Origin of the sequence: Pseudomonas caspiana, assembly GCF_002158995.1 — a bacterium.
Classification (GTDB): domain Bacteria; phylum Pseudomonadota; class Gammaproteobacteria; order Pseudomonadales; family Pseudomonadaceae; genus Aquipseudomonas; species Aquipseudomonas caspiana.
Genome location: NZ_LOHF01000001.1, coordinates 68,839 through 91,341 on the forward strand (window position 1 = coordinate 68,839; position 22,503 = coordinate 91,341).

Here is a 22,503-nt window from a genome sequence, read left to right on the forward strand (position 1 = left end):
CGGTCATCCATGCTGATTGGCAGTTACTCCACCTCGTTGGTGCTGGTTTCAATTTTCGTCGCAATCCTCGCTTCCTACACCGCCCTTGATCTTGCCGGGCGGATTGCTTCGGCGAAAGGGCGGGCCGCGGCCATCTGGATGGCTGGTGGCGCTTGCTCCATGGGCGTTGGCATCTGGTCCATGCACTTTATCGGCATGCTGGCGTTCGATTTGCCTATCGAACTGGCCTTCGATGTCCCCATTACCTGCCTGTCCTTGATGATTGCCATTCTGTCCTCAGGGTTTGCCCTGTGGCTGGTCGGCCAGCCGCAAATGCCTGCGTCATTGCTGGGGTTGGGGGCAGTATTCATGGGCGCAGGCATTAGCGCTATGCACTACATCGGCATGGCGTCCCTTCGCATGTATCCGGGGATAACCTATGAGCCCGCCACCGTGCTGGCTTCACTGGGGATTGCCATTGCGGCTTCGGCTGCCGGGCTCTGGATCGCCTTTCAGCTGCGTCAACAGACCCCGCATGTGCTGCTCGCCCGTGGCGCTGCGGCAGTGGTAATGGGGATGGCGATCGTCGGCATGCATTACACCGGGATGGCTGCCGCCAGCTTTTCCGATGACAGTTTCTGCGGCGCGCTCGCTGACGGCATTCACTTCAGCGGGCTGTTCTCACTGGTGTTGGTGGCGACCCTGGCGGTATTGACGTTCACGTTGCTGACGTCAATTCTCGATGCAAGGCTTGAGGCCAGAACCGCAGAGCTGTCCCAATCCCTGATCAGCCTCAATCGCGAGCTGACGCATCAAGCGCTGCACGACACGCTGACGGGCTTGCCTAACCGGGTTTTGCTGGCCGAGCGTATTGATCAGGCTATGCAACGTATTGATACCGGAGGCGGCTGCTTTGCCCTGATGTTCATGGACCTTGACGGCTTCAAACCGGTCAACGATGCCTTTGGGCATCATGTCGGGGACCAGTTGCTGCGCGATGTGGGGCTGCGTTTACGGGCCAATCTGCATCGCCGCGATACATTGGCGCGCATCGGCGGTGATGAGTTTGTACTGCTGGTGGAGGTGGAAGATATTCATGATGCGCCGAGCATCGCCGCACGACAGGTCAATCTGATTGCACAGCCGTTCCATATCGCCGATCAACTGCTGCAAATCTCAGTCAGTATCGGCATCGCGCTTTATCCGGGGTGCGGGCAGAGTCAGGAAGAGCTGCTGATGAACGCCGATGCTGCGATGTACCACGCCAAGGCCGCCGGCAAAAACGGTTATAGCTTCTTCGACGCCAGCATGAACACCAACGCGCGCAATCAGCTGGAGTTGTTGCAGGAACTGCGTGTTGCCCTCAAATACAAACACTTCTGCCTGTTCTATCAGCCTAAGTTCGATGCCGTCAGCGGCAAACCTGTCGGTGCCGAGGCACTGTTGCGCTGGAATCATCCGCAGAAAGGTCTGTTGTTGCCGGACGCCTTTATTGGCCTTGCAGAAAAGACCGGGCTGATTGTGAGTATCGGCGAGTGGGTCCTGGATGAAGCGTGCCGACAGATGCGTATCTGGGCAGACATGGGGTATGACGACTGGCGCATTGCGGTCAATCTTTCGACCCTGCAGTTCTGCCATTCCAGTCTGGTGGACACGGTTGCGAAAGCGCTGGAACGTCATCGTCTTCCCGCCAATAGCCTGACCCTGGAAATCACTGAAACCACCGCAATGAGTGACGCCGACGCGAGCGTTGCCGTCCTGCGCCAGCTATCGGAAATGGGCGTTGATCTGTCCATTGATGATTTCGGCACCGGGTATTCGAGCCTGATGTATCTCAAGCGGCTGCCCGCCAACGAGCTGAAAATTGATCGCGGTTTTGTCCGTGATCTGGAGCATGACAGCGATGATGCGGCGATCATTTCCGCTATTGTCGCGGTGGGGCAGGCGCTGAATCTGCGGATCGTCGCCGAAGGCATCGAGACCGATCGCCAGCAGCGTTTCCTGACCCGGCTGGGGTGTGATTCCCTGCAAGGCTATCTGCTTGGCCATCCGCTGCCGCCCGAGCGCTTCATGGCTGAAATCGACGCCGCCAGAGGCGTTACCGCTCTGGCGGTCTAGACTGGTAATCTTCGAACAGTTTCTGACACCTCGTTGCTGTGCAGTGAAGGTTGGCTTTTATCAAACAATGCAGTTTTCCAGATTGGACGCATCCCAGTAGCTCACCGAGGTTACGAACCCAGCGATCACGGTATGTCTGACACTCCGCCCTCGCGGACCTCGTGTCCTCGGCGAGCACCTAAAGATCGAATGGTTGCCTGGATTCAGCAAGGTGCCAGTTTTTGCAGGGGATGCAATTTCAATTCAGCATTTCAGCGTTTCGTTTGATCAGCGTCATGCGTACTTCTACAGGAGACATTTATGGATAAAGTTCTCATCATCACGGGCGGTTCCCGTGGTATTGGCGCCGCCACTGCATTGCTTGCAGCAGCGCAAGGCTACCGGATCTGCATCAACTACCTTTCCGATCACCAGGTTGCCGAAAAGATCTGTGACCAGATCCGCGCATTGGGTGCATCAGTCATCGCCGTTCAGGCTGATGTCAGCAACGAAGATGAAATTGTCCGGCTTTTCGCCAGAGTTGATGCTGAGTTCGGGCCGGTGACCCATCTGGTCAACAATGCTGCAACCGTCGCTCATGCGTCCCGTGTCGAAGAACTGACCGAGTTCCGCCTGCTGAAAATGATGATGACCAACGTGGTCGGTCCGATTCTATGCAGCAAGCACGCGTTGCTGCGCATGTCGCCGCGTCACGGTGGCAAAGGCGGCAGCATCGTCAATGTGTCCTCGGTGGCATCGCGTCTCGGCTCACCCGGCGAATACGTTGATTACGCAGCCTCCAAAGGCGCGCTCGACACCTTCACCACCGGTCTGGCCCGCGAAGTGGCAGGCGAGGGCATACGCGTCAATGCCGTGCGGCCAGGCTATATATTTACCGACTTCCATGCCTTGAGCGGCGACCCGCAGCGTGTCAGCAAGCTGGAGCCCGGCATACCCATGGGCCGTGGCGGCGTCGCCGAAGAAGTTGCCGAAGCGATTGTCTGGTTGCTCTCGGAGAAGGCGTCGTATGCGACCGGTACATTCATCGATCTCGGCGGTGGCCGCTCCTAGTTCGTCACCATCGAGTGAATGATCCGTCCCAGGGTCTGCATGGCTTTATCCGATGCATCGTTCCAGATGCCGCCATAGTTGAGGCGAATGCAGTGACCAAAGCGTCGGGTCGGAGAAAAGATCGGTCCCGGTGCGATGCTGATTCCTTGGGCCAGCGCTGTTTTGAACACTTGCAGCGAGTCCACCTGCTCCGGCAGTTCCAGCCACAGGAAATAGCCGCCTTCTGGCTGACTGACTCTGGTCTGCCCCGGAAAGTATCGGGCAATGGCGCCTAGCATCGCCCGCTGCTGATCCTCGAGGGCGTAGCGCAATTTACGCAGGTGTCGGTCATAACCGCCGTGCTGTAGATAGTCGGCAATTGCCGCCTGAGCGGGCATTGACGCACACAGTGAGGTCATCAGCTTCAGGCGTTCGATTTTCTGTGCATAACGCCCGGCGGCTACCCAACCAATTCGGTAACCAGGGGCCAGGCTTTTGGCGAACGAACCGCAATGCAGCACCAGACCTTCGGTATCGAAAGCCTTGGCCGGTTTTGGCGCATGGGGACCGTAATACAGTTCTGCGTAGACGTCGTCTTCAATCAGCGGTACCTGATGTTCTCGAAGCAACTCCACCAACGACCGCTTTCGCGCTTCAGGGACCAGCGCGCCAGTGGGGTTCTGGAAGCTGGTCATGCACCAGCACGCCTTGATCGGGTGGCGCTGGAGCGTCTGCGCCAGGATGTCCAGATCGATCCCGTCGCGTGGATGGACCGGGATTTCCACCGCTTTGAGTTTCAGGCGTTCCAGGACCTGCAAACAGGCATAAAACGCCGGAGCCTCGATGGCAACCAGATCGCCGGGCTGCGTGACGGCCTGCAGACACAGATTGAGCGCTTCCAGTGCGCCATTGGTAATCAGCAGTTCCTCCATGGGCAGTATCAGCCCGCCGACCATGTAGCGCAGAGCAATCTGGCGCCGCAGTTGCGGGTGGCCCGGCGACATGTCGGTGACCACCATGCGCGGGTCCATGTCCCGACTCGCGCTGGCCAGTGAGCGTGACAAACGCTGCATCGGGAACAGCATCGGGCTGGGGAACGCAGAGCCAAAGGGCACGGTGTTCGGGTCTTTGATGGAGCCCAGCACGGAGAACACCAACTCGCTGACATCCACCTCAGTGGACTCACCCACCTGAGGGGCTGTCAGCGGTTCGCTGAAGCTGCGACCGGATTGATCCAGCGCCTTGGCATTGACGAAATAGCCGGAGCGCGGCCGGGCACGAATCAACCCACGCCGTTCCAACAGGTAATACGCTTGAAACACGGTCGATGGGCTGATGCCGTGGGTTTGACTCGCATAGCGTACCGAGGGCACGCGCTGCCCGGGAGCCAGCACGCCGGTTCTGATCAGTTCGGCGATATTATCGGCGTATTGTTCGTAGCGCTTCATGAGGTCTCGCGGGCTCTGCTCGATCATCCTGGGCGCTCATCTCTATCACTAAAACAGTCAGCGATAGGGTGAGCGTTCAGGTGTATTGAGAACAGAGCCAGCTTAACGATAAAAAACCGGATCAGATACCACCGGCCATGGGGTATTGCTGGGTCAGATTACTGTCAGCGTACCCGGTTCATCCCGGTCCACGGTGTGATGGCGCAAGTCTTTGGCGCTGTAGAGGGTGAGGGCGTCGGCTTCTGCTTCAGTGATGGGCACCTTGACGCCATCAATCTCCGCTTCAGACATATGGGTTTCATCGTTGGTGGTGATCGATACGTCAGCAGTAACACTGCTGTAGCGCACCCCGTCGATTTCGGCTGAACAGTGCTGGTTGGTCGAATCGAATAGCAAAGGCATGGTGATCTCCTTTTCACATGGACTACCTGATTTACGACCTTGCCGACGACTGAGTGTTAGTTCAGCACTCCTGCCGCTTGTCGCTGTCCATTTGCCTACAGAAAGTCATACCGGGTGCAGGCTCTCTGCGAAGCTTTTGCAGGAGCTGCCGGGTTTGTCCCTCAAGATCCTCCCCAAGGAGCAACAATGAATGCATGGTGGCAAGAAGTCTGGGTAACGCTGCAATCCGAATTTTCCGATATCACTGATGCCTCACAACTAACCCGAATCACAGTGCGGCTCACGCTTGCGGCCGTGCTGGGCGGGATTCTGGGGTTTGAACGGGAGCACAAGGGCAAGGCCGCAGGTGTACGCACGCATATGCTGGTGGCGATGGGCGCGGCCCTGTTTGTTCTCGCTCCAGACATGTCGGGTGCTGACGACGCTGCTCTGAGCCGGGTGATTCAAGGCATCGTCGCTGGTATTGGCTTTCTGGGGGCCGGGACGATCCTCAAGGATCGCGCGCAACACACCGATCAGGTCAAGGGCCTGACCACCTCCGCAGGGTTATGGATGACCGCCGCAATCGGAATCGCGGCGGGTATGGGGCGTGAGGCCACGGCGGTATTAAGTACCGTTTTGGCCTTGGGGATCCTGAGTCTGATGCCAATAGTGGTCAATAAAATCGACCCTTCCGAAGAAAATCCGGACAAACAGGACGGCTCGGAAAAACCCTGACGGGCACCGTTACTCTGGAAAATCTTCACCCAGAATCGCGGGCGGCTCGTTGGGTGGCGGGTCGCCGATAGGCTCTGGGGTTACCTCCGGCGGGGTCGATGGCGGCTCCTTATCGGTGGGCGGCACCGGCAAGGCTGGATCGTCGATCATCGGATCAGGTGTTTCGGCTGGGACAGGAATGCTCATTGAGTCACCTCTACGTTTGGGGATGCATAGGGCAAATACGGTTGCAACGTGACATTTTCTGGACACGCCTGTTTTTGGACCGCAGGCATTCACGGATGGCTCAAGTGATTAGCGGGCGCGGCTCTGATCTGCGTCTAAGCTGACAGTCGTCATGCGTGACCGGACTGCAAACCTCTTTGAACTTTTCCCGTCGGGGACCGCTCGGAAACCAGTAGGCCGGATTCAGTCAATTGACTGTGGCCGCCAGAAAATTCTTGCTCAGGTAGCCGGCGGTAAGGCGGCCTGACCATCGTCAATGCATGGATTGCACAGGAGCGTCCCCCAGGGGCGTGAGGAGTGATGCTCGATGAATGTGACCGCTGATCAACCGTATGGCCCGGATTCCCTGGCCCGTGATGTTCCAAACCCGACTCGACCTTTACCTTTGACTCAAGCCCTGCAATTGCCGCGCATCGTGATTGAAGACACGACTCCGGTCATCGAGGGTGGCCTGTTTGCTGTCAAAGGCATTATCGGCCAGCCCGTCACAGTGACCAGCAAGGTGTTTGCTGACGGTCATGACAAGCTGGCCGTGCACATCCGCTGGCGTTCGGTGACTGAAGAAAACTGGCATAGCGCGCCTATGCAGGAGTTGGGAAATGACAGCTGGGTAGGCGAGTTCACCCCGACTGCTGTTAGCCGTTACATTTTCCGGCTGGAAGCATGGATCGATCAGTTCGCCAGCTATCGCTATGAGCTGGAGAAGAAGTTCGGTGCCGGCGTTTCGATCGAGCTGGAGTTGACTGAAGGCCGGATTCACCTCGAACACGCCGCTGAGCGCAGCTCGGGCGAACTCAAGGAACAGATTCTTGGCGTGTTGGCCGAGCTTGAAAAGGCTGAGCCTGAAGCCCGCGTGGCTATGCTGCTGAACAGCGAAACGTCGGGGCTGATGAGTCAGGCCGACAACCACGCGTTCCTGAGTCGCAGCATTGAGTTCCCTCTCGATGTAGAGCGTGAGTTGGCGCAATTTGCCAGTTGGTACGAACTGTTCCCGCGTTCGATCACTGATGATCCCGAGCGTCACGGCACCTTTAATGACGTGCACAGCCGGTTGCCGACGATTCGCGACATGGGCTTCGACGTGTTGTATTTCCCGCCGATTCATCCCATCGGCCGCGCCCATCGCAAAGGGCCTAACAACTCCCTGACGGCTGGTCCGGATGATCCTGGCAGCCCTTATGCCATCGGCAGCGAAGACGGCGGCCACGACGCGATTCATCCGCAGTTGGGTAGCCGTGAAGACTTCCGCAATCTGGTAGCCGCTGCCGCTGAGCATGGTCTTGAAATCGCCCTCGATTTCGCGATTCAGTGTTCGCAGGATCACCCTTGGCTCAAAGAACATCCGGGCTGGTTTACCTGGCGTCCGGACGGCACGATCCGTTATGCGGAAAATCCGCCTAAAAAGTATCAGGACATCGTTAACGTCGATTTTTATGCGCCAGACGCTATTCCGGGCCTGTGGCTGGAATTGCGCGACGTGGTGCTGGGCTGGGTCGAGGAGGGCGTGAAGATTTTCCGGGTCGACAACCCGCACACCAAACCGTTGCCTTTCTGGCAGTGGATGATCGATGACGTTCGCAGTCAGCACCCGGACGTGATGTTCCTTGCGGAAGCCTTCACCAAACCAGCGATGATGGCGCGGCTGGGCAAGGTTGGTTACTCCCAGAGCTACACCTATTTCACCTGGCGCAACACCAAGGCCGAGCTGTCGCAGTACTTCACCGAGCTTAATCAGGCTCCGTGGCGTGATTGCTACCGGCCGAACTTCTTCGTCAACACACCCGATATCAATCCGCACTTCTTGCATGAGTCCGGGCGGGCCGGATTCCTCATTCGTGCAGCGTTGGCAACCATGGGTTCGGGGCTGTGGGGCATGTATTCCGGCTTCGAACTGTGTGAGTCGGCGCCAGTACCGGGCAAGGAAGAATATCTGGACTCCGAGAAGTACCAGTTGCGCCCTCGGGACTACACCGCGCCTGGCAACATTATTGCCGAGATTGCGCAGCTCAATCGGATTCGCCGCCAGAATCCAGCGTTGCACACCCATCTGGGCTTGAAGCTGTACACGGCCTGGAACGACAACATTCTGTATTTCGGCAAGCGCAGCGCCGATGGCAGCAACTTTGTTCTGGTTGCCGTCAACCTTGATCCATTCAATGCGCAGGAAGCGCATTTCGAATTGCCATTGTGGGAAATGGGTTTACCAGATGACGCGGCTACCTCCGGCGAGGATTTGATGACCGGACACCGCTGGACCTGGTACGGAAAGTCTCAGTTCATGCGTATTGATCCCGCGTATCAGCCTTTCGGCATCTGGCGTATCCAGTCCAATTAACAGGGAATGAATCATGGCAAAGAAACCCAAGAGCGCGGCCTTCATTAAAGACCCGCTCTGGTACAAGGATGCAGTGATTTATCAGGTCCACGTGAAATCGTTCTTCGATTCCAATAACGATGGCATCGGCGACTTCCCTGGTCTGATCTCCAAGCTGGATTACATTGCCGAACTGGGTGTAAACACCATCTGGTTGCTGCCGTTCTACCCGTCGCCACGTCGTGATGATGGTTATGACATTGCCGAATACAAAGGGGTGCACAGCGACTACGGCACCATGGCGGATGCAAAGAAGTTCATCGCCGAAGCGCACAAACGCGGTTTGCGGGTAATCACTGAACTGGTGATCAACCACACCTCGGATCAGCACCCCTGGTTCCAGAAGGCTCGTAAGGCCAAGAAGGGTTCCAAGGCGCGGGATTTCTACGTCTGGTCTGATACCGACGACAAATACGACGGCACGCGGATTATTTTTCTCGACACCGAAAAGTCCAACTGGACCTGGGATCCGGTCGCTGAGCAGTATTTCTGGCACCGCTTCTATTCCCACCAGCCGGATCTGAATTTCGATAACCCGCTGGTGATGGAAGCCGTGTTAGACGTGATGCGTTACTGGCTGGACATGGGCATTGATGGCCTGCGTCTGGACGCGATTCCGTACCTGATCGAGCGCGACGGGACCAACAACGAAAATCTGCCTGAAACCCACACGGTGCTTAAACAGATTCGTGCGGAAATCGATGCCAACTATCCTGATCGCATGCTCCTGGCGGAGGCCAACCAGTGGCCGGAAGACACCCAGCTGTACTTCGGTGATAAAAAGGGCGATGACGGTGATGAGTGCCATATGGCGTTCCACTTTCCGTTGATGCCACGCATGTACATGGCGCTGGCCCAGGAAGACCGCTTCCCGATCACCGATATCCTGCGGCAGACCCCGGAGATTCCGGCTAACTGTCAGTGGGCTATCTTCCTGCGCAACCACGATGAGCTGACCCTGGAAATGGTCACCGATCGCGAGCGCGATTACTTGTGGAACTACTACGCCGCTGACCGCCGCGCACGAATCAATCTGGGTATCCGTCGACGTCTGGCGCCATTAGTGCAGCGCGATCGTCGCCGCGTCGAGCTGCTCAACAGCATGCTCTTGTCGATGCCGGGTACGCCGACGTTGTACTACGGCGACGAGATTGGCATGGGCGACAACATCTACCTCGGTGACCGGGATGGGGTGCGAACTCCAATGCAGTGGACCATCGACCGTAATGGCGGCTTCTCGCGCGCTGATCCGGCAAGTCTGGTGCTGCCGCCGATCATGGATCCGCTGTACGGCTTTCAGTCAGTCAACGTGGAAACCCAGAACAACGATCCGCATTCGCTGCTGAACTGGAATCGGCGCATGTTGGCTGTGCGCAAGCAGCAGAAGGCGTTCGGGCGCGGCGTGCTGAAAATGCTCTCGCCGAGCAACCGACGGATTCTTGCTTATACCCGGGAATACACCGGGCCTGACGGAAAGACCGAGATCATCCTGTGCGTTGCCAACATGTCCAGCGCCTCTCAGGCCGCCGAACTTGAGCTGTCAGCCTATGCGGGCACGGTGCCCGTGGAAATGCTTGGCGGCAGTGCATTCCCGCCCATTGGCCAGCTGAATTACCTGTTGACGCTGCCGCCTTATGGCTTCTATTGGTTCTTGCTTGCCGCAGAAAATCAGATGCCTAGCTGGCATGTGGAGCCTGCGCAAAGCATCCCGGATTTCCCGACCATGGTCCTGAAAAAACGCCTCGAAGAGTTGCTCGAAGAACCCCTGCGCACCGTGATGGAACAGAATTCGCTGGCGCTCTACCTGCCCAAACGTCGCTGGTTTGCGGCCAAGGACAAGGCCATCGACAAGGTCCACATCGCTTATGCGGTGCGCTTTGGCGATGCTGCACATCCGGTATTGCTGAGCGAAATCGAAGTCACGGCGGGCGATCATCATGCCCGTTACCAATTGCCGTTTGGCATGCTGGCCGAGGATGACATCAGCAGCGCCTTGCCTCAGCAACTGGCTCTGGCTCGTGTGCGTCGCGGTCGTCAGGTGGGTTTGGTCACCGACGCATTTACGCTGGAGACCTTCATTCGCGCAGTGGTACACGGTATGCAGGTGCAAACTGTGCTGCCTAGCAGCGAAGGGGAACTGCGTTTCGAGCACACGTCTCAATTGCCGCCGCTTGGCCTGGGCAATGAGTCGGAAGTGCGTTACCTGTCGGCCGAGCAGTCGAACAGCTCGGTGGTGGTTGGCAGCAGCCTGGTGCTGAAAATGATTCGCCGGGTCAATCCGGGCATCCATCCTGAACTGGAGATGGGCGCTTATCTGACTAATGCGGGTTACAAATACATCTCGCCGTTGTTGGGTTCCGTGGTACGTGTCGGTAATGATGGTCAGCATCACTTGCTGATGATTGCCCAAGGTTATCTGAGCAATCAGGGCGATGCGTGGGAATGGACCCAGAACAATCTGGAGCGGGCCGTTCGCGACGAGATGTCCCACAGTATTTCCGGACAGGAGCAGCATTACAACGCGCTGCTGGAACTGGAGGACTTCGCAGGCAATCTCGGCAAACGCCTGGGCGAAATGCATCAGGTCCTTGCCGCCGCTACCGACAATCCGGATTTTGCAGTGGAAGTCACCAGCGTCAAGGACAGCCAGGCCTCCGGTAAAAGCGTCACCGCCCAAATGGAACACGCGCTGCAGTTGCTGGAGCAGAACAAAGCAGCTTTGGAACCGGTAGATCAGCAACTGGTCAGTGATTTGCTGGCCAACCGCAAGAAGGTTCTGGCCCACGTGCAAGGGTTGGCCAAACGTTCAGTAGGTGGGCTGCGGATCAGGGTTCATGGCGACCTGCACCTCGGTCAGGTATTGGTGGTCAAAGGCGATGCCTATCTGATTGACTTCGAAGGTGAGCCGGCGCGCTCCGTTCAGGAGCGACGCGCCAAGTACAGCCCGTTCAAGGACGTCAGTGGCGTACTTCGCTCGTTCGATTACGCGGCGGCGATGGCAGTGCGCAGCGCGCAAAGTGTCGATACGTCACCTGAGGCCAGTGAAGCGCGTCGCCGTGTGGCTGAAACTTATTTGAACCAGGCCCGTGAAGCGTTTATCGAAGGTTACCGGTCGGCGACTGCCGGGTTGGCCCACGCCTGGAAAGACACCAAGGGTGAAAAAGCGGCGCTTGAGCTGTTCACTTTGGAAAAAACCGCTTATGAAGTGGTCTACGAAGCTGAAAACCGCCCGACCTGGTTGTCCGTGCCGTTGCAAGGTTTACGTGGTCTGCTCAATCTGTCTGATGGAGAATCTTGATGAATGCGCCTGACAAAACCGGCGCGGGCTCGCGATTGATGCCCGCCGCTGTAGACATGGATGCATTGATCCGTGCCGAACACCGTGATCCGTTTTCGATACTGGGCCCCCATGGCGATGGCGCCAACGGGCAGATCATTCGTGCTTACCTGCCTGCGGCGTTAAGCGTGACAGTGCTTGCCCGTGAAGGCGGGCATGAACTGGGTGCGCTGGAAATGAGCGAGGTCCCCGGTTTTTTTGTCGGGCGTTTTCCCGACGTCCAGCCTTACCTGCTGAAAATCAACTGGGCAGGCGGCGAGCAAATCACTGAAGACCCTTACAGCTTCGGCCCGTTACTGGGCGAGATGGACTTGTACCTGTTTGCCGAGGGTAATCACCGCGATTTGAGCAGTTGCCTCGGCGCACAAGTGACGACGGTCGAAGGCATTCAGGGCGTGCGCTTTTCCGTCTGGGCACCCAACGCGCGACGGGTTTCAGTGGTCGGCAGCTTCAACAATTGGGACGGCCGCCGTCATCCGATGCGTTTGCGCCATCCTACAGGCGTCTGGGAAATTTTCGTTCCCCGGTTGCAGCCGGGCGAACTCTACAAGTTCGAGATTCTCGGCGCTCACGGGATTCTGCCGCTCAAGTCGGACCCGATGGCGTTGGCGACAACCCTGCCACCGGACACCGCTTCCAAGGTGTCGGCACCGCTGCATTTTGAGTGGCACGACAACGACTGGCTGCAATCGCGAGGCGATCGCCACGCAACCAACGCGCCGTTGTCGATCTACGAACTGCACGCTGGTTCGTGGCAGATGGAACAGAACGACGAAGGCCAGTGGCGTCAGTACAACTGGCGTGAGCTGGCTGACCGTTTGATTCCGTATGTGAAAGAGCTGGGTTTCACCCACATCGAATTGATGCCAATCATGGAGCACCCGTTTGGTGGTTCCTGGGGCTATCAACTGCTGGCGCAATTTGCTCCGACTTCGCGCTACGGCTCGCCCGAGGATTTTGCGGCATTCGTCGATGCCTGCCACCAGGCTGAGATCGGTGTGATTCTCGACTGGGTGCCTGCGCACTTTCCGACCGATACCCACGGTCTGGCGCAGTTTGACGGTACGGCATTGTATGAATATGCCAACCCGCAGGAAGGCTTCCATCAGGACTGGGACACACTGATTTACAACCTGGGCCGCACCGAAGTGCACGGTTTTATGCTGGCCTCGGCGTTGCACTGGCTCAAGCATTACCACATTGACGGTCTGCGCGTGGATGCTGTGGCTTCGATGCTGTATCGCGACTATTCGCGTAAAGCCGGTGAGTGGGTACCGAACCGCTTTGGCGGTCGCGAAAACCTTGAGGCAATCGACTTCTTGCGCCATCTCAATGACGTGGTCGCGCTGGAAGCACCGGGCACGCTCGTCATCGCTGAAGAGTCAACGGCTTGGCCAGGTGTCAGCCAGACCACGCAGCAAGGCGGGCTTGGTTTTGCCTACAAGTGGAACATGGGCTGGATGCACGACACACTGCACTACATGCAGCAGGACCCGATTCATCGTGCTCATCACCACAGCGAACTGAGTTTCGGCCTGATGTATGCCTGGTCGGAGAAATTCATCCTGCCGATCTCCCACGACGAAGTGGTTCACGGCAAGCATTCGCTGATCGATAAAATGCCGGGTGATCGCTGGCAGAAATTTGCCAACTTGCGGGCTTACCTGACGTTCATGTGGACCCATCCAGGCAAGAAGCTGTTGTTCATGGGCTGCGAGTTCGGCCAGTGGCGTGAATGGAATCATGACGAGCAACTGGATTGGTATTTGCTGCAATACGCAGAACATATCGGCGTGAAAAAACTGGTGAGCGACCTCAACCGGGTTTATCGCGAAGAGAAAGCGCTGCACGAGCGTGATACCGAGCCGATGGGCTTTCAGTGGCTGATCGGTGACGACGCCGCCAATAGCGTGTTTGCCTATATGCGCTGGAGCAAGGAGGGCGAACCTTTGCTGGTGATTGCCAACCTGACCCCGGTACCGCGCGAAGGTTATCGCGTAGGCGTGCCGTTTGGCGGCAACTGGATCGAGTTGCTGAACAGCGACGCCGAGATGTACGCAGGTTCGAATCTGGGTAACGGCGGCGGTGTGCATGCTGATGAGGTCAAGAGCCATGGGCAGCCGGTGTCGCTGGCACTAAATCTGCCGCCGTTGGCTGTTTTGATTCTCAAGCCCAAGGCGAGTGAGGGTTAAGCCGGCCCACTGCATCTAGTCTCATCGTCGGAATGCCGCTCAGACCAAGCCCGGCATTCATAGGAGATCCAGTCCTGTGGGAGCCGGGCTTGCCCGCGATGCAGATACCGCGGTGTTGCGGGTTAATCGAGTCGTCCTTATCGCGGGCAAGCCCAGCTCCCATAGGGTTATTTGCTGGCTGCGCGATAGCTTCCTGTGAAGTAAGCCGCCGCTGGCCACTTTGCTTGTGCAGGTGATCGCGGTCTCTTGTGGGAGCCGGGCTTGCCCGCGATGCAGACGCTGCGGTGTTGCAGGTGAACCGAGTCGTCCATATCGCGGGCAAGCCCAGCTCCCACAGGGTTATTTGCTGGCTGCGCGATAGCTTCCTGTGAAGTAAGCCGTCGCTGGCCACTTTGCTTGCGCAGGTGATCGCGGTCTCTCGTGGGAGCCGGGCTTGCCCGCGATGCAGACGCCGCGATTTTGCAGGTGAACCGATTCGTCCATATCGCGGGCAAGTCCAGCTCCTACAGGGTGATGTGCAGGCTGCGCGATAGCATCTTGTGAAGTATGCCGTCGCTGGCAGCTTTGCTTTGGCAGGTGCTCGCTTTCACTTGTGGGAGCCGGGCTTGCCCGCGATGCAGATGCCGCGGTGTTGCAGGTGAGCCGAGTCGTCCTTATCGCGGGCAAGCCCAGCTCCCACAGGATTATGTGCCGGCTGCACTACAACCTATTTTCAGACGTTCGCAGTTACAGATGCACTTCAACCGCTAAAGGCAGGTGGTCAGAGAGGTGTGTCCAGGGCTTGTTGCCCAGAATCCGCGGCTCATGACTGGTCGCGTTACGCAGATAAACCCGGTCCAGACGCAGCATCGGGAAGCGTGCCGGATAGGATTTGGCCAGCGCACCGTGATGACGCTCGAACGCTTCATGCAGGTATTCACAACGGGCCAGACGCTTGTTGCCGCGCAGTTGCCAGTCGTTGAAATCCCCCGCGATGATCACGGGTGCGTGGCTGGGCAAGGAGTCCAGCAATTTGCAGAGCAGGTCGAGCTGCAACTGACGGTGACTTTCCAGCAGGCTCAGGTGCACGCAAATCGCGTGAACCTCATCGTGACCAGGCACTTGTAGCACGCAATGCAGCAAGCCACGGCGTTCAGGGCCGGTGATGGAAATATCCAGATTGCGGTGCTGCAGGATCGGGTATTTGGAGAGAATTGCGTTGCCGTGGTGGCCATCGGGATACACCGCGTTACGGCCATAGGCGAAGTCGCTCCACATGCTGTCGGCGAGGAATTCATAGTGCGAAGTCTCTGGCCAGTCAGCGTGTCGCGAGGCGTGACGTTCATGACTGCCCAACACTTCCTGAAGAAACACCAGGTCGGCGCTCGTGCTGCGCACGGCCTCGCGTAGCTCGGGGAGGATGAAACGTCGATTGAGCGCAGTGAAGCCTTTGTGGGTATTCACCGTCAGCACGCGCAAGCGATGGATATCGGTCATGTCCACTACGTCGGCAGTTACGCCAGCTGGATCGGGTGGCACGCGGATGCTCCTATGAACGGGTATGTAGATCGGACTGGCGCATGGTGCGCCAGTTCATCTTTTTTATGCCCCGCTAACCTGAGCCTTCGCACGGCGAGACAGCAGTACCGTCAGGCCCAGGCCGCCAATTGACAGCAGCGAAGCAAAGAAGAAAATCCACGAATAGCCTAACCCCAGGGCAATCGCGCCCATGATCGGTCCGGCGATGGCCAGCGCCAGATCGAAGAACACCGCGTAGGCACTCAGGCCTGCACTGCGGCTGCTGGACGGCACCTGCTTGATGGCTTCGACGCCCAGCGCTGGATATACCAGCGACAACCCCAGGCCGGTCAGGCCGGCGCCGGTCAACGCAACGGTGGTATTGGGCGCCACCCACAACAGGACCAGACCCAGCGTTTCTACCGCCATGCACAGAATCGCCGAGGTAAAGCCGCCAAGACGATTGATCGCGCCAATGAACAACAGGCGCGCGGCAATAAAACATACACCGAAGACGCTCAGGCACCAGGCCGCACCTTCCCACCCACGGCTGACGTAGAACAGGGTAATGAATGTGGTCATCGTCCCGTAGCCGATTGACGCCAATGTGAGGCTCAGACCAAAGGGCGCTATCCGGCCAAACACTGACCAGAATGGCAGACGTTCGCCCTTGATCACTGGTGGCGCCGTTTGTTTACGGATGACCAGCAGTGACATGGAAGCCATCACCGTCAATGCGATACCGAGGGTGAAGAAACCAAATTCATGACTCATGAGGTAGCCCAATGGCGCGCCGATAGCGATGGCGCCATAGGAGGCAATACCGTTCCATGAAATCGCGCGGGCCGTATGCTCCGGGCCAACCTTGCCGATGCACCAACTGATGCTGCCCACGCCGATCAGTCCTTGGGATACGCCCAGAAACAGTCGCGAGACAATCAGAATGGTCAGGCTGACCTCGGGCAGGCGCTCGAGCATGGCGGCGGCGAAGGTCAATACGCCGCTGATTGCGATACCGGACATGCCATAAACCACCGCCAGCCGGGTGCCGATGGTGTCACAGATCTTCCCTGCAATCGGCCGACTGAGCAGGGTCGCCAGGTATTGCGAGCCGATGGTCAGACCTGCGATGACTGCACTGAAACCTAACTGGTCATGGACGTACCCTGGCAGCACCGCAATTGGCAGGCCGATGCAGAGGAAGGCAACGAAGGTGTAGAAAACCACTGACACGATCTGCAGGGTGACCGTGATGGAGCTGGGCTGTGCAGCAGGCGGGGGCGGGGTAGCAACAGACATTGGGCTCTTTCGCTGGCAGGCGGTTGGGAGTGGCCACATCATGGCCTTGCTGGCTGACAAATGAAAGCATGCTAACGATGTAAGCATGCAACAATTTGTAAAACAGTATTTGCCGGAATTCAGAAGTGGTCATAGGATGACTGACCACAATCATAAAAACAAAGGATCTCCTGTGAGCAAACCTCTTCTCATGGCTGCGGCCGTTGTCTGCGGGTTAAGCATGAACGCCAATGCCTCCACTTTCGCTTATATTTCCAGCCCTGTTGACGGACTGATTTCCCAGTACAGCCTTGATGAAACGAACGGCAAGCTGAGCCTGGTAGAGCAGACAAAGGCGGGGGACATGGTCAACCCGATGGCTATCAGTCCGGACGGTAAAGTCCTGTATGCCGCTTTGCGGGTCAAACCTTTCCAGGTGCTGGGCTTCAGCATTGATCCCAAAAGCGGGCACTTGACTGAGCTGTCCCGAGGACCGTTGGCCGAGAGCCTGGCTTACCTGTCCACGGATCGCAGTGGCCGCTTTTTGATGGGCGCTTCTTATGGCGCTGACGCCATTACGGTTCAGGCCATCGACGCTGCGAAGAAGCCTGAGGAAAAAATACAGACCTACAAAACCGGCCCGCATGCGCACTCGGTCCGCACCGATCCGAGCAACCGCTTTGCTTACGCGGGTAACCTCGGCGCCGACCACGTGCTGCAATACCGTCTGGACGACAAAACGGGGGCACTGACGCCAATCGGCAGCGGTTTTGTCAGCGTACCGGCGAAAACCGGACCTCGGCATCTGGCGTTCTCCCATGACGGCAAGTTCCTGTTCGTCGATGGCGAAATGAGCGGCACCGTCACTGCGTTCTCGATTGACGACAAGACCGGGGCATTAACTCAAGTGGCCCAGGCCAGTGGTATTCCAGAGCGTTTGAAACTGGCCCACGGTGAAGTGAGAGATGCGAGCAACAACGACCTGAAGGATGACCCGACGCCGCGCATCTGGGCGGCTGATCTGCGCTTGTCACCAGACGGCAAGCTGCTGCTCATGACCGAGCGCACCACCAGTTCCGTATCGGCATTTGCTGTGAACGGCGCAACCGGCGCGCTGACCTTTCTCGATAACTACCCGGTGGAAGAGAAACAGCCGCGCAACATTGCCTTCTCGCCTAATGGCAAGTGGTTGCTGGTAACAGGTGAAAAAGCCGACAAAGTGGGTGTTTATAGTGTGGGCGATAAAGGTGCGCTCAAGCGTGTCAGTGACGCTGAGTCCGGCAAGGGCGCATTGTGGATCGAGGTGCTGCAGCTCAAGTAGCGCGTGGCTGGAAATGAAAAAGCCCGGTCAGATTGACCGGGCTTTTTGCGTTTTAGACTGTGTGGAAGAACTCTAGTGATGCCCCGGTAGGAGCGAACTTGTTCGCGAGGGGCATTCAGTAACGGCATTACTGCCTTACACTCCGCCTCGCCAACAAGTTCGCTCCTACCGGTCTTGCGAGCTCAAAGATCGATCAGGCGTATCAGAACACCACACCCTGGCTACGCAGGTAGTCATCGTAGGTGCCGCTGAAGTCGGTCACGCCGTTCGGGCTCAGCTCGATAATACGGGTGGCCAGCGAGGATACGAACTCACGGTCGTGGCTGACGAAGATCAACGTGCCCGGATAGTTTTCCAGTGCCAGGTTCAGCGCTTCGATGGATTCCATGTCCAGGTGGTTGGTCGGTTCGTCCATGATCAGCACGTTTGGCTTTTGCAGGATCAGCTTGCCGAACAGCATGCGACCTTGCTCACCACCGGAGATCACTTTGACCGATTTCTGGATCTCGTCGTTGGAGAACAGCATCCGGCCCAAAGTACCGCGAATCATTTGCTCGCCCTGAGTCCACTGGCCCATCCAGTCGAATAACGTCACGTCATTTTCGAAGTCGTGAGCGTGATCCTGAGCGTAGTAACCCAACTCCGCGGCGTCGGTCCACTTGACACTACCGGCGTCCGGAGTCAGTTCGTTGACCAGCGTGCGCAGCAGGGTGGTCTTGCCGATACCGTTAGGGCCGATGATCGCGACGCGCTCGCCAGCTTCAACCTGGAAGCTGAAGTCCTTGAACAGTGTCTTGCCGTCGAAGCCTTTGGCCATGCGCTCGACGATGACCGCCTGGCGGTGCAGCTTTTTGGTCTGCTCGAAACGGATGAACGGGCTGACACGGCTCGAAGGCTTGACTTCGGCCAGCTGGATCTTGTCGATCGCCTTGGCACGGGAAGTGGCCTGTTTGGCTTTCGAGGCGTTCGCAGAGAAGCGGCTGACGAATGATTGCAGCTCGGAAATCTGTGCTTTCTTCTTGGCGTTGTCCGACAGCAATTGCTCGCGGGACTGCGTCGCCACGGTCATGTACTCGTCGTAGTTGCCCGGGAACAGACGCAACTCGCCGTAATCCAGGTCAGCCATGTGGGTGCACACGCTGTTCAGGAAGTGGCGGTCGTGAGAGATGATGATCATCAGGCTGTTGCGCTGGGTCAGGATGTTTTCCAGCCAGCGGATGGTGTTGATGTCCAGGTGGTTGGTCGGTTCGTCGAGCAACAGCACTTCAGGATCGGAGAACAGTGCCTGAGCCAGCAGCACGCGCAGTTTCCAGCCTGGCGACACTTCACTCATCGGGCCGTTGTGCTGTTCGATGCCGATACCCAGGCCCAACAGCAACTCACCGGCACGCGATTCGGCGGTGTAGCCGTCCATTTCTGCGAATTCGGTTTCCAGCTCGGCCACGGCCATGCCGTCTTCTTCGGTCATTTCCGGCATCGAGTAGATGCGGTCACGCTCTGCCTTGACCTTCCACAGCTCTTCGTGACCCATGATCACTGTATCGATCACGGTAAATTCTTCGTAGGCGAACTGGTCCTGGCGCAGTTTACCCAGACGCACATTCGGCTCCAGCATCACTTGCCCACCAGAAGGCTCCAGATCGCCGCCCAGGATCTTCATGAAGGTGGATTTACCGCAGCCGTTGGCGCCGATCAGGCCGTAACGGTTACCGGCACCAAACTTGACCGAGACGTTCTCGAACAAGGGTTTGGCGCCGAACTGCATGGTGATATTCGCTGTGGAGATCAATTACCTTACCTTTCAATAACTTGGATTTGGCTGGATGCAGCCGGTACCGATTTGATGCCCGTTTCCGTCTTTGCCCTGGCGATTTTTATCACGGGCCGAGGCCATTCTTTGGGCCATATCTAGCCAGCATCTGCGACATAAAGAGTCGGATGACTGGAAATGAATGCGGGATTCATGCCGAATTTGGCGCGCATTGTCGCATAGAGTGAGTGGCAGTTGTATGGCAATCAGCAAGGATCCAGTTTGCTCCGCTCACGGACTGAACTGCTGCTTTCACGCAGATGTCTAGTAACCATCGCTTCCACATTCGGAAGCTGTCCAGGAGTACAGCCCGTGAATATTTTTGAAGCTTTGCGAGAAAGTCATGACCGTCAGCGCGGTTATGCCGACATTTTGGTCAAGACCAGTGGTGACAATGCCGAGCGTGTCGAGGCCTACAAACAGTTGAAAGCCGAATTGCAGGCTCACGAAACCGCCGAAGAGCGCTTCTTTTATATTCCGCTGATGGAACACGACAACGGTATCGATCTGAGCCGCCACGCGATCTCGGAACATCATGAGATGGACGAGATGATGGAAACGCTGGACGAGACCGAGATGTCCAGTCCGGCGTGGCTGGCCACGGCCAAAAAGCTGTCCGAGAAGGTCCACCACCATTTGAAGGAAGAAGAGCAGAAGTTTTTTCAGATGGCGGGCAAGTTGCTGGATGAGAAGCAGAAGCAGACTCTGGCCGGCAAGTACGTCAAGGAATACGAAGAGCAACTCACCGAAGCGTGAAAACGCAGGTGAGGGCGCATGTCTCGTTCATGCGCCTTGCCCGTCGGTGTAGACTCGGCTCTTTTCGCTTTCAAGGAATGTCATGAAGCTTCTGATCTCGGCAATCGCCCTGGCTGCTCTGGCGGGTTGCACTTCGCCGTCCAACCAGGCGAGAAATGATGGCCCGTACAAAACCTATTCGAGTCAGAAGACTGCAGCTGTGGTTGCGCAGTGCATCGAGTATTCCTGGCAGGACGAAGCTTTAATGGGGGCCGAAGCCGACGCGTTCATGCAGTCCAGCGAGAAGGGTTTCACCATTTACAACACGGGTGCAGAATTCTTCGTTGATGTGCAGCCCCAAGGTGGGGCGAGTGCTATCCAGTATTACGCGCCTTCCTCCAATCCTGCGACTGAGCGTCGCGGCGCCGCGCTGGCGACCTGCCTTTAAGTATCAATGTGGCACGCATTAACACGTATTAAAAAGCCCGGCTCTAGAGCCGGGCTTTTTAATGTTCGCTGACGATCAATTGTCGTCGGAACCTGCAGCGCCACCACCGGTACCGTTAGGACCGTTCTTGCCAGGGCCGCCAGCCTTGCCAACGGAGCTGCCTGTGGTGCCGCCGTCAACAGACTTGCCTGCACCTGAATCAGAGGCGCGGCCAGTAGCGTCAGCTTTGGTGCTGCCCGATGGTGGGGCTGGATGAGTGCCTGGTGGCACTGCCGAGCCGCTTTGAACGCCGCCAGTTTCAGGCTTTACCGGACCCGTGCTGGATGAAGCTGCGAACGCGGAACCAAACGAAAGTGAAAGCAGGCCTGCAAGCAAAAAGTTAGTCGTCTTTGACTTCATCATGGTACGTCTCCAATTTATGAGCGATACCTGATATTGGTCAGCCAACCCCTTGCAAGAGTGCCATGGGTGGCGACGAACGGTCATGCCGCACTTGGCCAGGTCATGGCACCAGTTTGTTCAGCTCGCAATATTCCACCCAGTCCATACCCGCCATCTGCGCCACTTCCTTGTGCACTTCACGCCGCTGACTTTCATATTCCTCAGGGCTCGCAGCGGTCAGTTGCAGTGTCAGCTCCCAGGCAAACAACCCTTGAAGCTCTGCCTGTGCCTCAAAGGCTTCATGCAAACGCTCTTCGCGATATTGCTCCTTGCTCAGTCCGGCAGCTTGAGCGGCTAGCGGGTTGAGTTTATCCAGCTCCTGCTGCAGTTCGGGGCGCTGGGCCAGGAAAGTCTCCAGTGCCAATTGATGCGGATGCTCTGCTGTAGCCATTGGATCTCCAAAGTGTATTTCCGGTCATGTCATAGGACAGACCGTCACTGATGATACTCGTTGGTTTTTTTCCATCCAGTGCTGTGGCACACTCGGACACCTTTCCGTTATTTCAGATTTGTTTCCGCTATAGCGGAATATAAAATCGTATACATACAGCAAAGACGGACCCTGTAGGAGCTCACCGAGGTTACGAGGCCAGCGATAGCAATTTGTCTGACACACCGCCATCGCTGGCCTCGTACCTCGGTGAGCTCCTGCAGGGGTGGATTTAATTCAGGTTGTATCTTTTACAGGAGCACTTTATGAGCATCACTCGTTATGGCGCAGGTAGCGTCGCCGGTGGCGGTCAGCCGCGTCCTTTCGCTCGCGCTGTTGAAGCCGACGGTTGGCTCCATGTGTCGGGTCAGGTGCCCGCAGAAAACGGCGAAATTATTGTGGGCGGCATCGTTGAGCAAACTCACAAGACCCTGCAAAACCTGGTCGCGATCCTTACCGAAGCTGGTTATGGCCTGGAGGATGTGGTCCGGGTTGGCGTCTGGCTGGAAGATCCACGGGATTTCTGGAGTTTCAATAAAGTGTTTGGCGAATACTTCAAACCCGAACACGCTCCGGCTCGTGCCTGCGTGCAGGCCAGCATGATGGTTGACTGCAAGGTCGAGATCGACTGCGTGGCGTACAAGAAAAAAGCCTGACCGGGACGCGTTGTCTCGCGGCAAGCAGTTGACCTGTAGGAGCGCACGAGCACCGCGAGGCCGCGA

The 22,503-nt window shown here is 57.4% G+C and carries 18 protein-coding genes; 10 read left to right on the plus strand and 8 right to left on the minus strand.

What is annotated here, in order from left to right:
* Window positions 1-9: 9 nt before the first annotated feature.
* Together AUC60_RS00300 and AUC60_RS00305 are read left to right on the plus strand one after the other, a co-directional pair.
* Entirely contained in the window at window positions 10-2,097 is a 2,088-nt protein-coding gene (locus AUC60_RS00300) for a putative bifunctional diguanylate cyclase/phosphodiesterase (protein ID WP_087263899.1), read from the plus strand.
* 300 nt (window positions 2,098-2,397) lie between these two features.
* Window positions 2,398-3,147 (plus strand): SDR family oxidoreductase, encoded by a 750-nt coding sequence (locus AUC60_RS00305; RefSeq protein ID WP_087263900.1) that lies wholly within the window; start codon window positions 2,398-2,400, stop codon window positions 3,145-3,147.
* Here AUC60_RS00305 and mapR read toward each other — a convergent pair.
* Together mapR and AUC60_RS00315 are read right to left on the minus strand one after the other, a co-directional pair.
* Window positions 3,144-4,574, minus strand: coding sequence for a GntR family transcriptional regulator MpaR (gene mapR / locus AUC60_RS00310; protein WP_087264475.1), 1,431 nt, complete (start codon window positions 4,572-4,574; stop codon window positions 3,144-3,146). The two genes, AUC60_RS00305 and mapR, sit on opposite strands and share 4 nt — an antisense overlap.
* Before the next feature lie 153 nt (window positions 4,575-4,727).
* Window positions 4,728-4,976: a DUF3203 family protein gene (locus AUC60_RS00315; RefSeq protein WP_087263902.1), complete on the minus strand. Its 249-nt coding sequence runs from the start codon at window positions 4,974-4,976 to the stop codon at window positions 4,728-4,730.
* Between the two features lie 186 nt (window positions 4,977-5,162).
* Between AUC60_RS00315 and AUC60_RS00320 the strand changes: the two genes are divergently transcribed.
* On the plus strand, window positions 5,163-5,693 hold the full coding sequence (locus tag AUC60_RS00320) for an MgtC/SapB family protein (RefSeq protein ID WP_087263904.1): 531 nt from the start codon (window positions 5,163-5,165) through the stop codon (window positions 5,691-5,693).
* A 9-nt stretch (window positions 5,694-5,702) separates the two neighbouring features.
* On the opposite strand, the gene AUC60_RS27945 is transcribed toward AUC60_RS00320, so the two are convergent.
* On the minus strand, window positions 5,703-5,879 hold the full coding sequence (locus AUC60_RS27945; protein WP_167384291.1) for a hypothetical protein: 177 nt from the start codon (window positions 5,877-5,879) through the stop codon (window positions 5,703-5,705).
* Window positions 5,880-6,225: 346 nt separating this feature from the next.
* On the opposite strand from AUC60_RS27945, the gene AUC60_RS00325 reads away from it, so the two are divergent.
* Genes AUC60_RS00325 through glgB form a run of 3 tightly spaced genes read left to right on the plus strand, consistent with a single transcriptional unit; the run spans window position 6,226 to window position 13,821 of the window.
* Window positions 6,226-8,253: an alpha-1,4-glucan--maltose-1-phosphate maltosyltransferase gene (locus AUC60_RS00325; RefSeq protein WP_087263906.1), complete on the plus strand. Its 2,028-nt coding sequence runs from the start codon at window positions 6,226-6,228 to the stop codon at window positions 8,251-8,253.
* A gap of 13 nt (window positions 8,254-8,266) precedes the next feature.
* Window positions 8,267-11,590 carry a maltose alpha-D-glucosyltransferase gene (treS, locus tag AUC60_RS00330; protein WP_087263908.1) on the plus strand — a complete coding sequence of 1,108 codons (3,324 nt, stop codon included), beginning with the start codon at window positions 8,267-8,269 and terminating at the stop codon, window positions 11,588-11,590.
* On the plus strand, window positions 11,590-13,821 hold the full coding sequence (gene glgB / locus AUC60_RS00335) for a 1,4-alpha-glucan branching protein GlgB (RefSeq protein WP_087263909.1): 2,232 nt from the start codon (window positions 11,590-11,592) through the stop codon (window positions 13,819-13,821). The genes treS and glgB overlap by 1 nt, the downstream gene beginning before the upstream one ends.
* Window positions 13,822-14,547: 726 nt before the next feature.
* On the opposite strand, the gene AUC60_RS00340 is transcribed toward glgB, so the two are convergent.
* Window positions 14,548-15,297, minus strand: coding sequence for an endonuclease/exonuclease/phosphatase family protein (locus AUC60_RS00340; protein WP_087264476.1), 750 nt, complete (start codon window positions 15,295-15,297; stop codon window positions 14,548-14,550).
* A gap of 105 nt (window positions 15,298-15,402) precedes the next feature.
* Window positions 15,403-16,617 carry an MFS transporter gene (locus AUC60_RS00345; RefSeq protein ID WP_087263910.1) on the minus strand — a complete coding sequence of 405 codons (1,215 nt, stop codon included), beginning with the start codon at window positions 16,615-16,617 and terminating at the stop codon, window positions 15,403-15,405.
* 172 nt (window positions 16,618-16,789) lie between these two features.
* Between AUC60_RS00345 and AUC60_RS00350 the strand changes: the two genes are divergently transcribed.
* On the plus strand, window positions 16,790-17,917 hold the full coding sequence (locus AUC60_RS00350; protein WP_158099082.1) for a lactonase family protein: 1,128 nt from the start codon (window positions 16,790-16,792) through the stop codon (window positions 17,915-17,917).
* Window positions 17,918-18,119: 202 nt separating this feature from the next.
* On the opposite strand, the gene AUC60_RS00355 is transcribed toward AUC60_RS00350, so the two are convergent.
* A complete protein-coding gene (locus tag AUC60_RS00355; RefSeq protein ID WP_087263914.1) occupies window positions 18,120-19,706 on the minus strand; it encodes an ABC-F family ATPase in 1,587 nt (528 codons plus the stop codon).
* A gap of 333 nt (window positions 19,707-20,039) precedes the next feature.
* On the opposite strand from AUC60_RS00355, the gene AUC60_RS00360 reads away from it, so the two are divergent.
* The gene (locus tag AUC60_RS00360) at window positions 20,040-20,483 is read left to right on the plus strand and encodes a hemerythrin domain-containing protein (RefSeq protein ID WP_087263915.1); all 444 of its coding nucleotides are present in this window, start codon (window positions 20,040-20,042) and stop codon (window positions 20,481-20,483) included.
* Between the two features lie 82 nt (window positions 20,484-20,565).
* On the plus strand, window positions 20,566-20,910 hold the full coding sequence (locus AUC60_RS00365) for a 2-oxoacid ferredoxin oxidoreductase (RefSeq protein WP_087263917.1): 345 nt from the start codon (window positions 20,566-20,568) through the stop codon (window positions 20,908-20,910).
* A 75-nt stretch (window positions 20,911-20,985) separates the two neighbouring features.
* Here AUC60_RS00365 and AUC60_RS00370 read toward each other — a convergent pair whose 3' ends face one another.
* Both AUC60_RS00370 and AUC60_RS00375 read right to left on the minus strand, forming a co-directional pair.
* Window positions 20,986-21,312, minus strand: coding sequence for a hypothetical protein (locus tag AUC60_RS00370; RefSeq protein ID WP_087263919.1), 327 nt, complete (start codon window positions 21,310-21,312; stop codon window positions 20,986-20,988).
* Between the two features lie 100 nt (window positions 21,313-21,412).
* On the minus strand, window positions 21,413-21,742 hold the full coding sequence (locus AUC60_RS00375; protein ID WP_087263921.1) for a DUF6388 family protein: 330 nt from the start codon (window positions 21,740-21,742) through the stop codon (window positions 21,413-21,415).
* 305 nt (window positions 21,743-22,047) lie between these two features.
* On the opposite strand from AUC60_RS00375, the gene AUC60_RS00380 reads away from it, so the two are divergent.
* The gene (locus AUC60_RS00380) at window positions 22,048-22,437 is read left to right on the plus strand and encodes a RidA family protein (RefSeq protein WP_087263922.1); all 390 of its coding nucleotides are present in this window, start codon (window positions 22,048-22,050) and stop codon (window positions 22,435-22,437) included.
* Window positions 22,438-22,503: the final 66 nt, after the last annotated feature.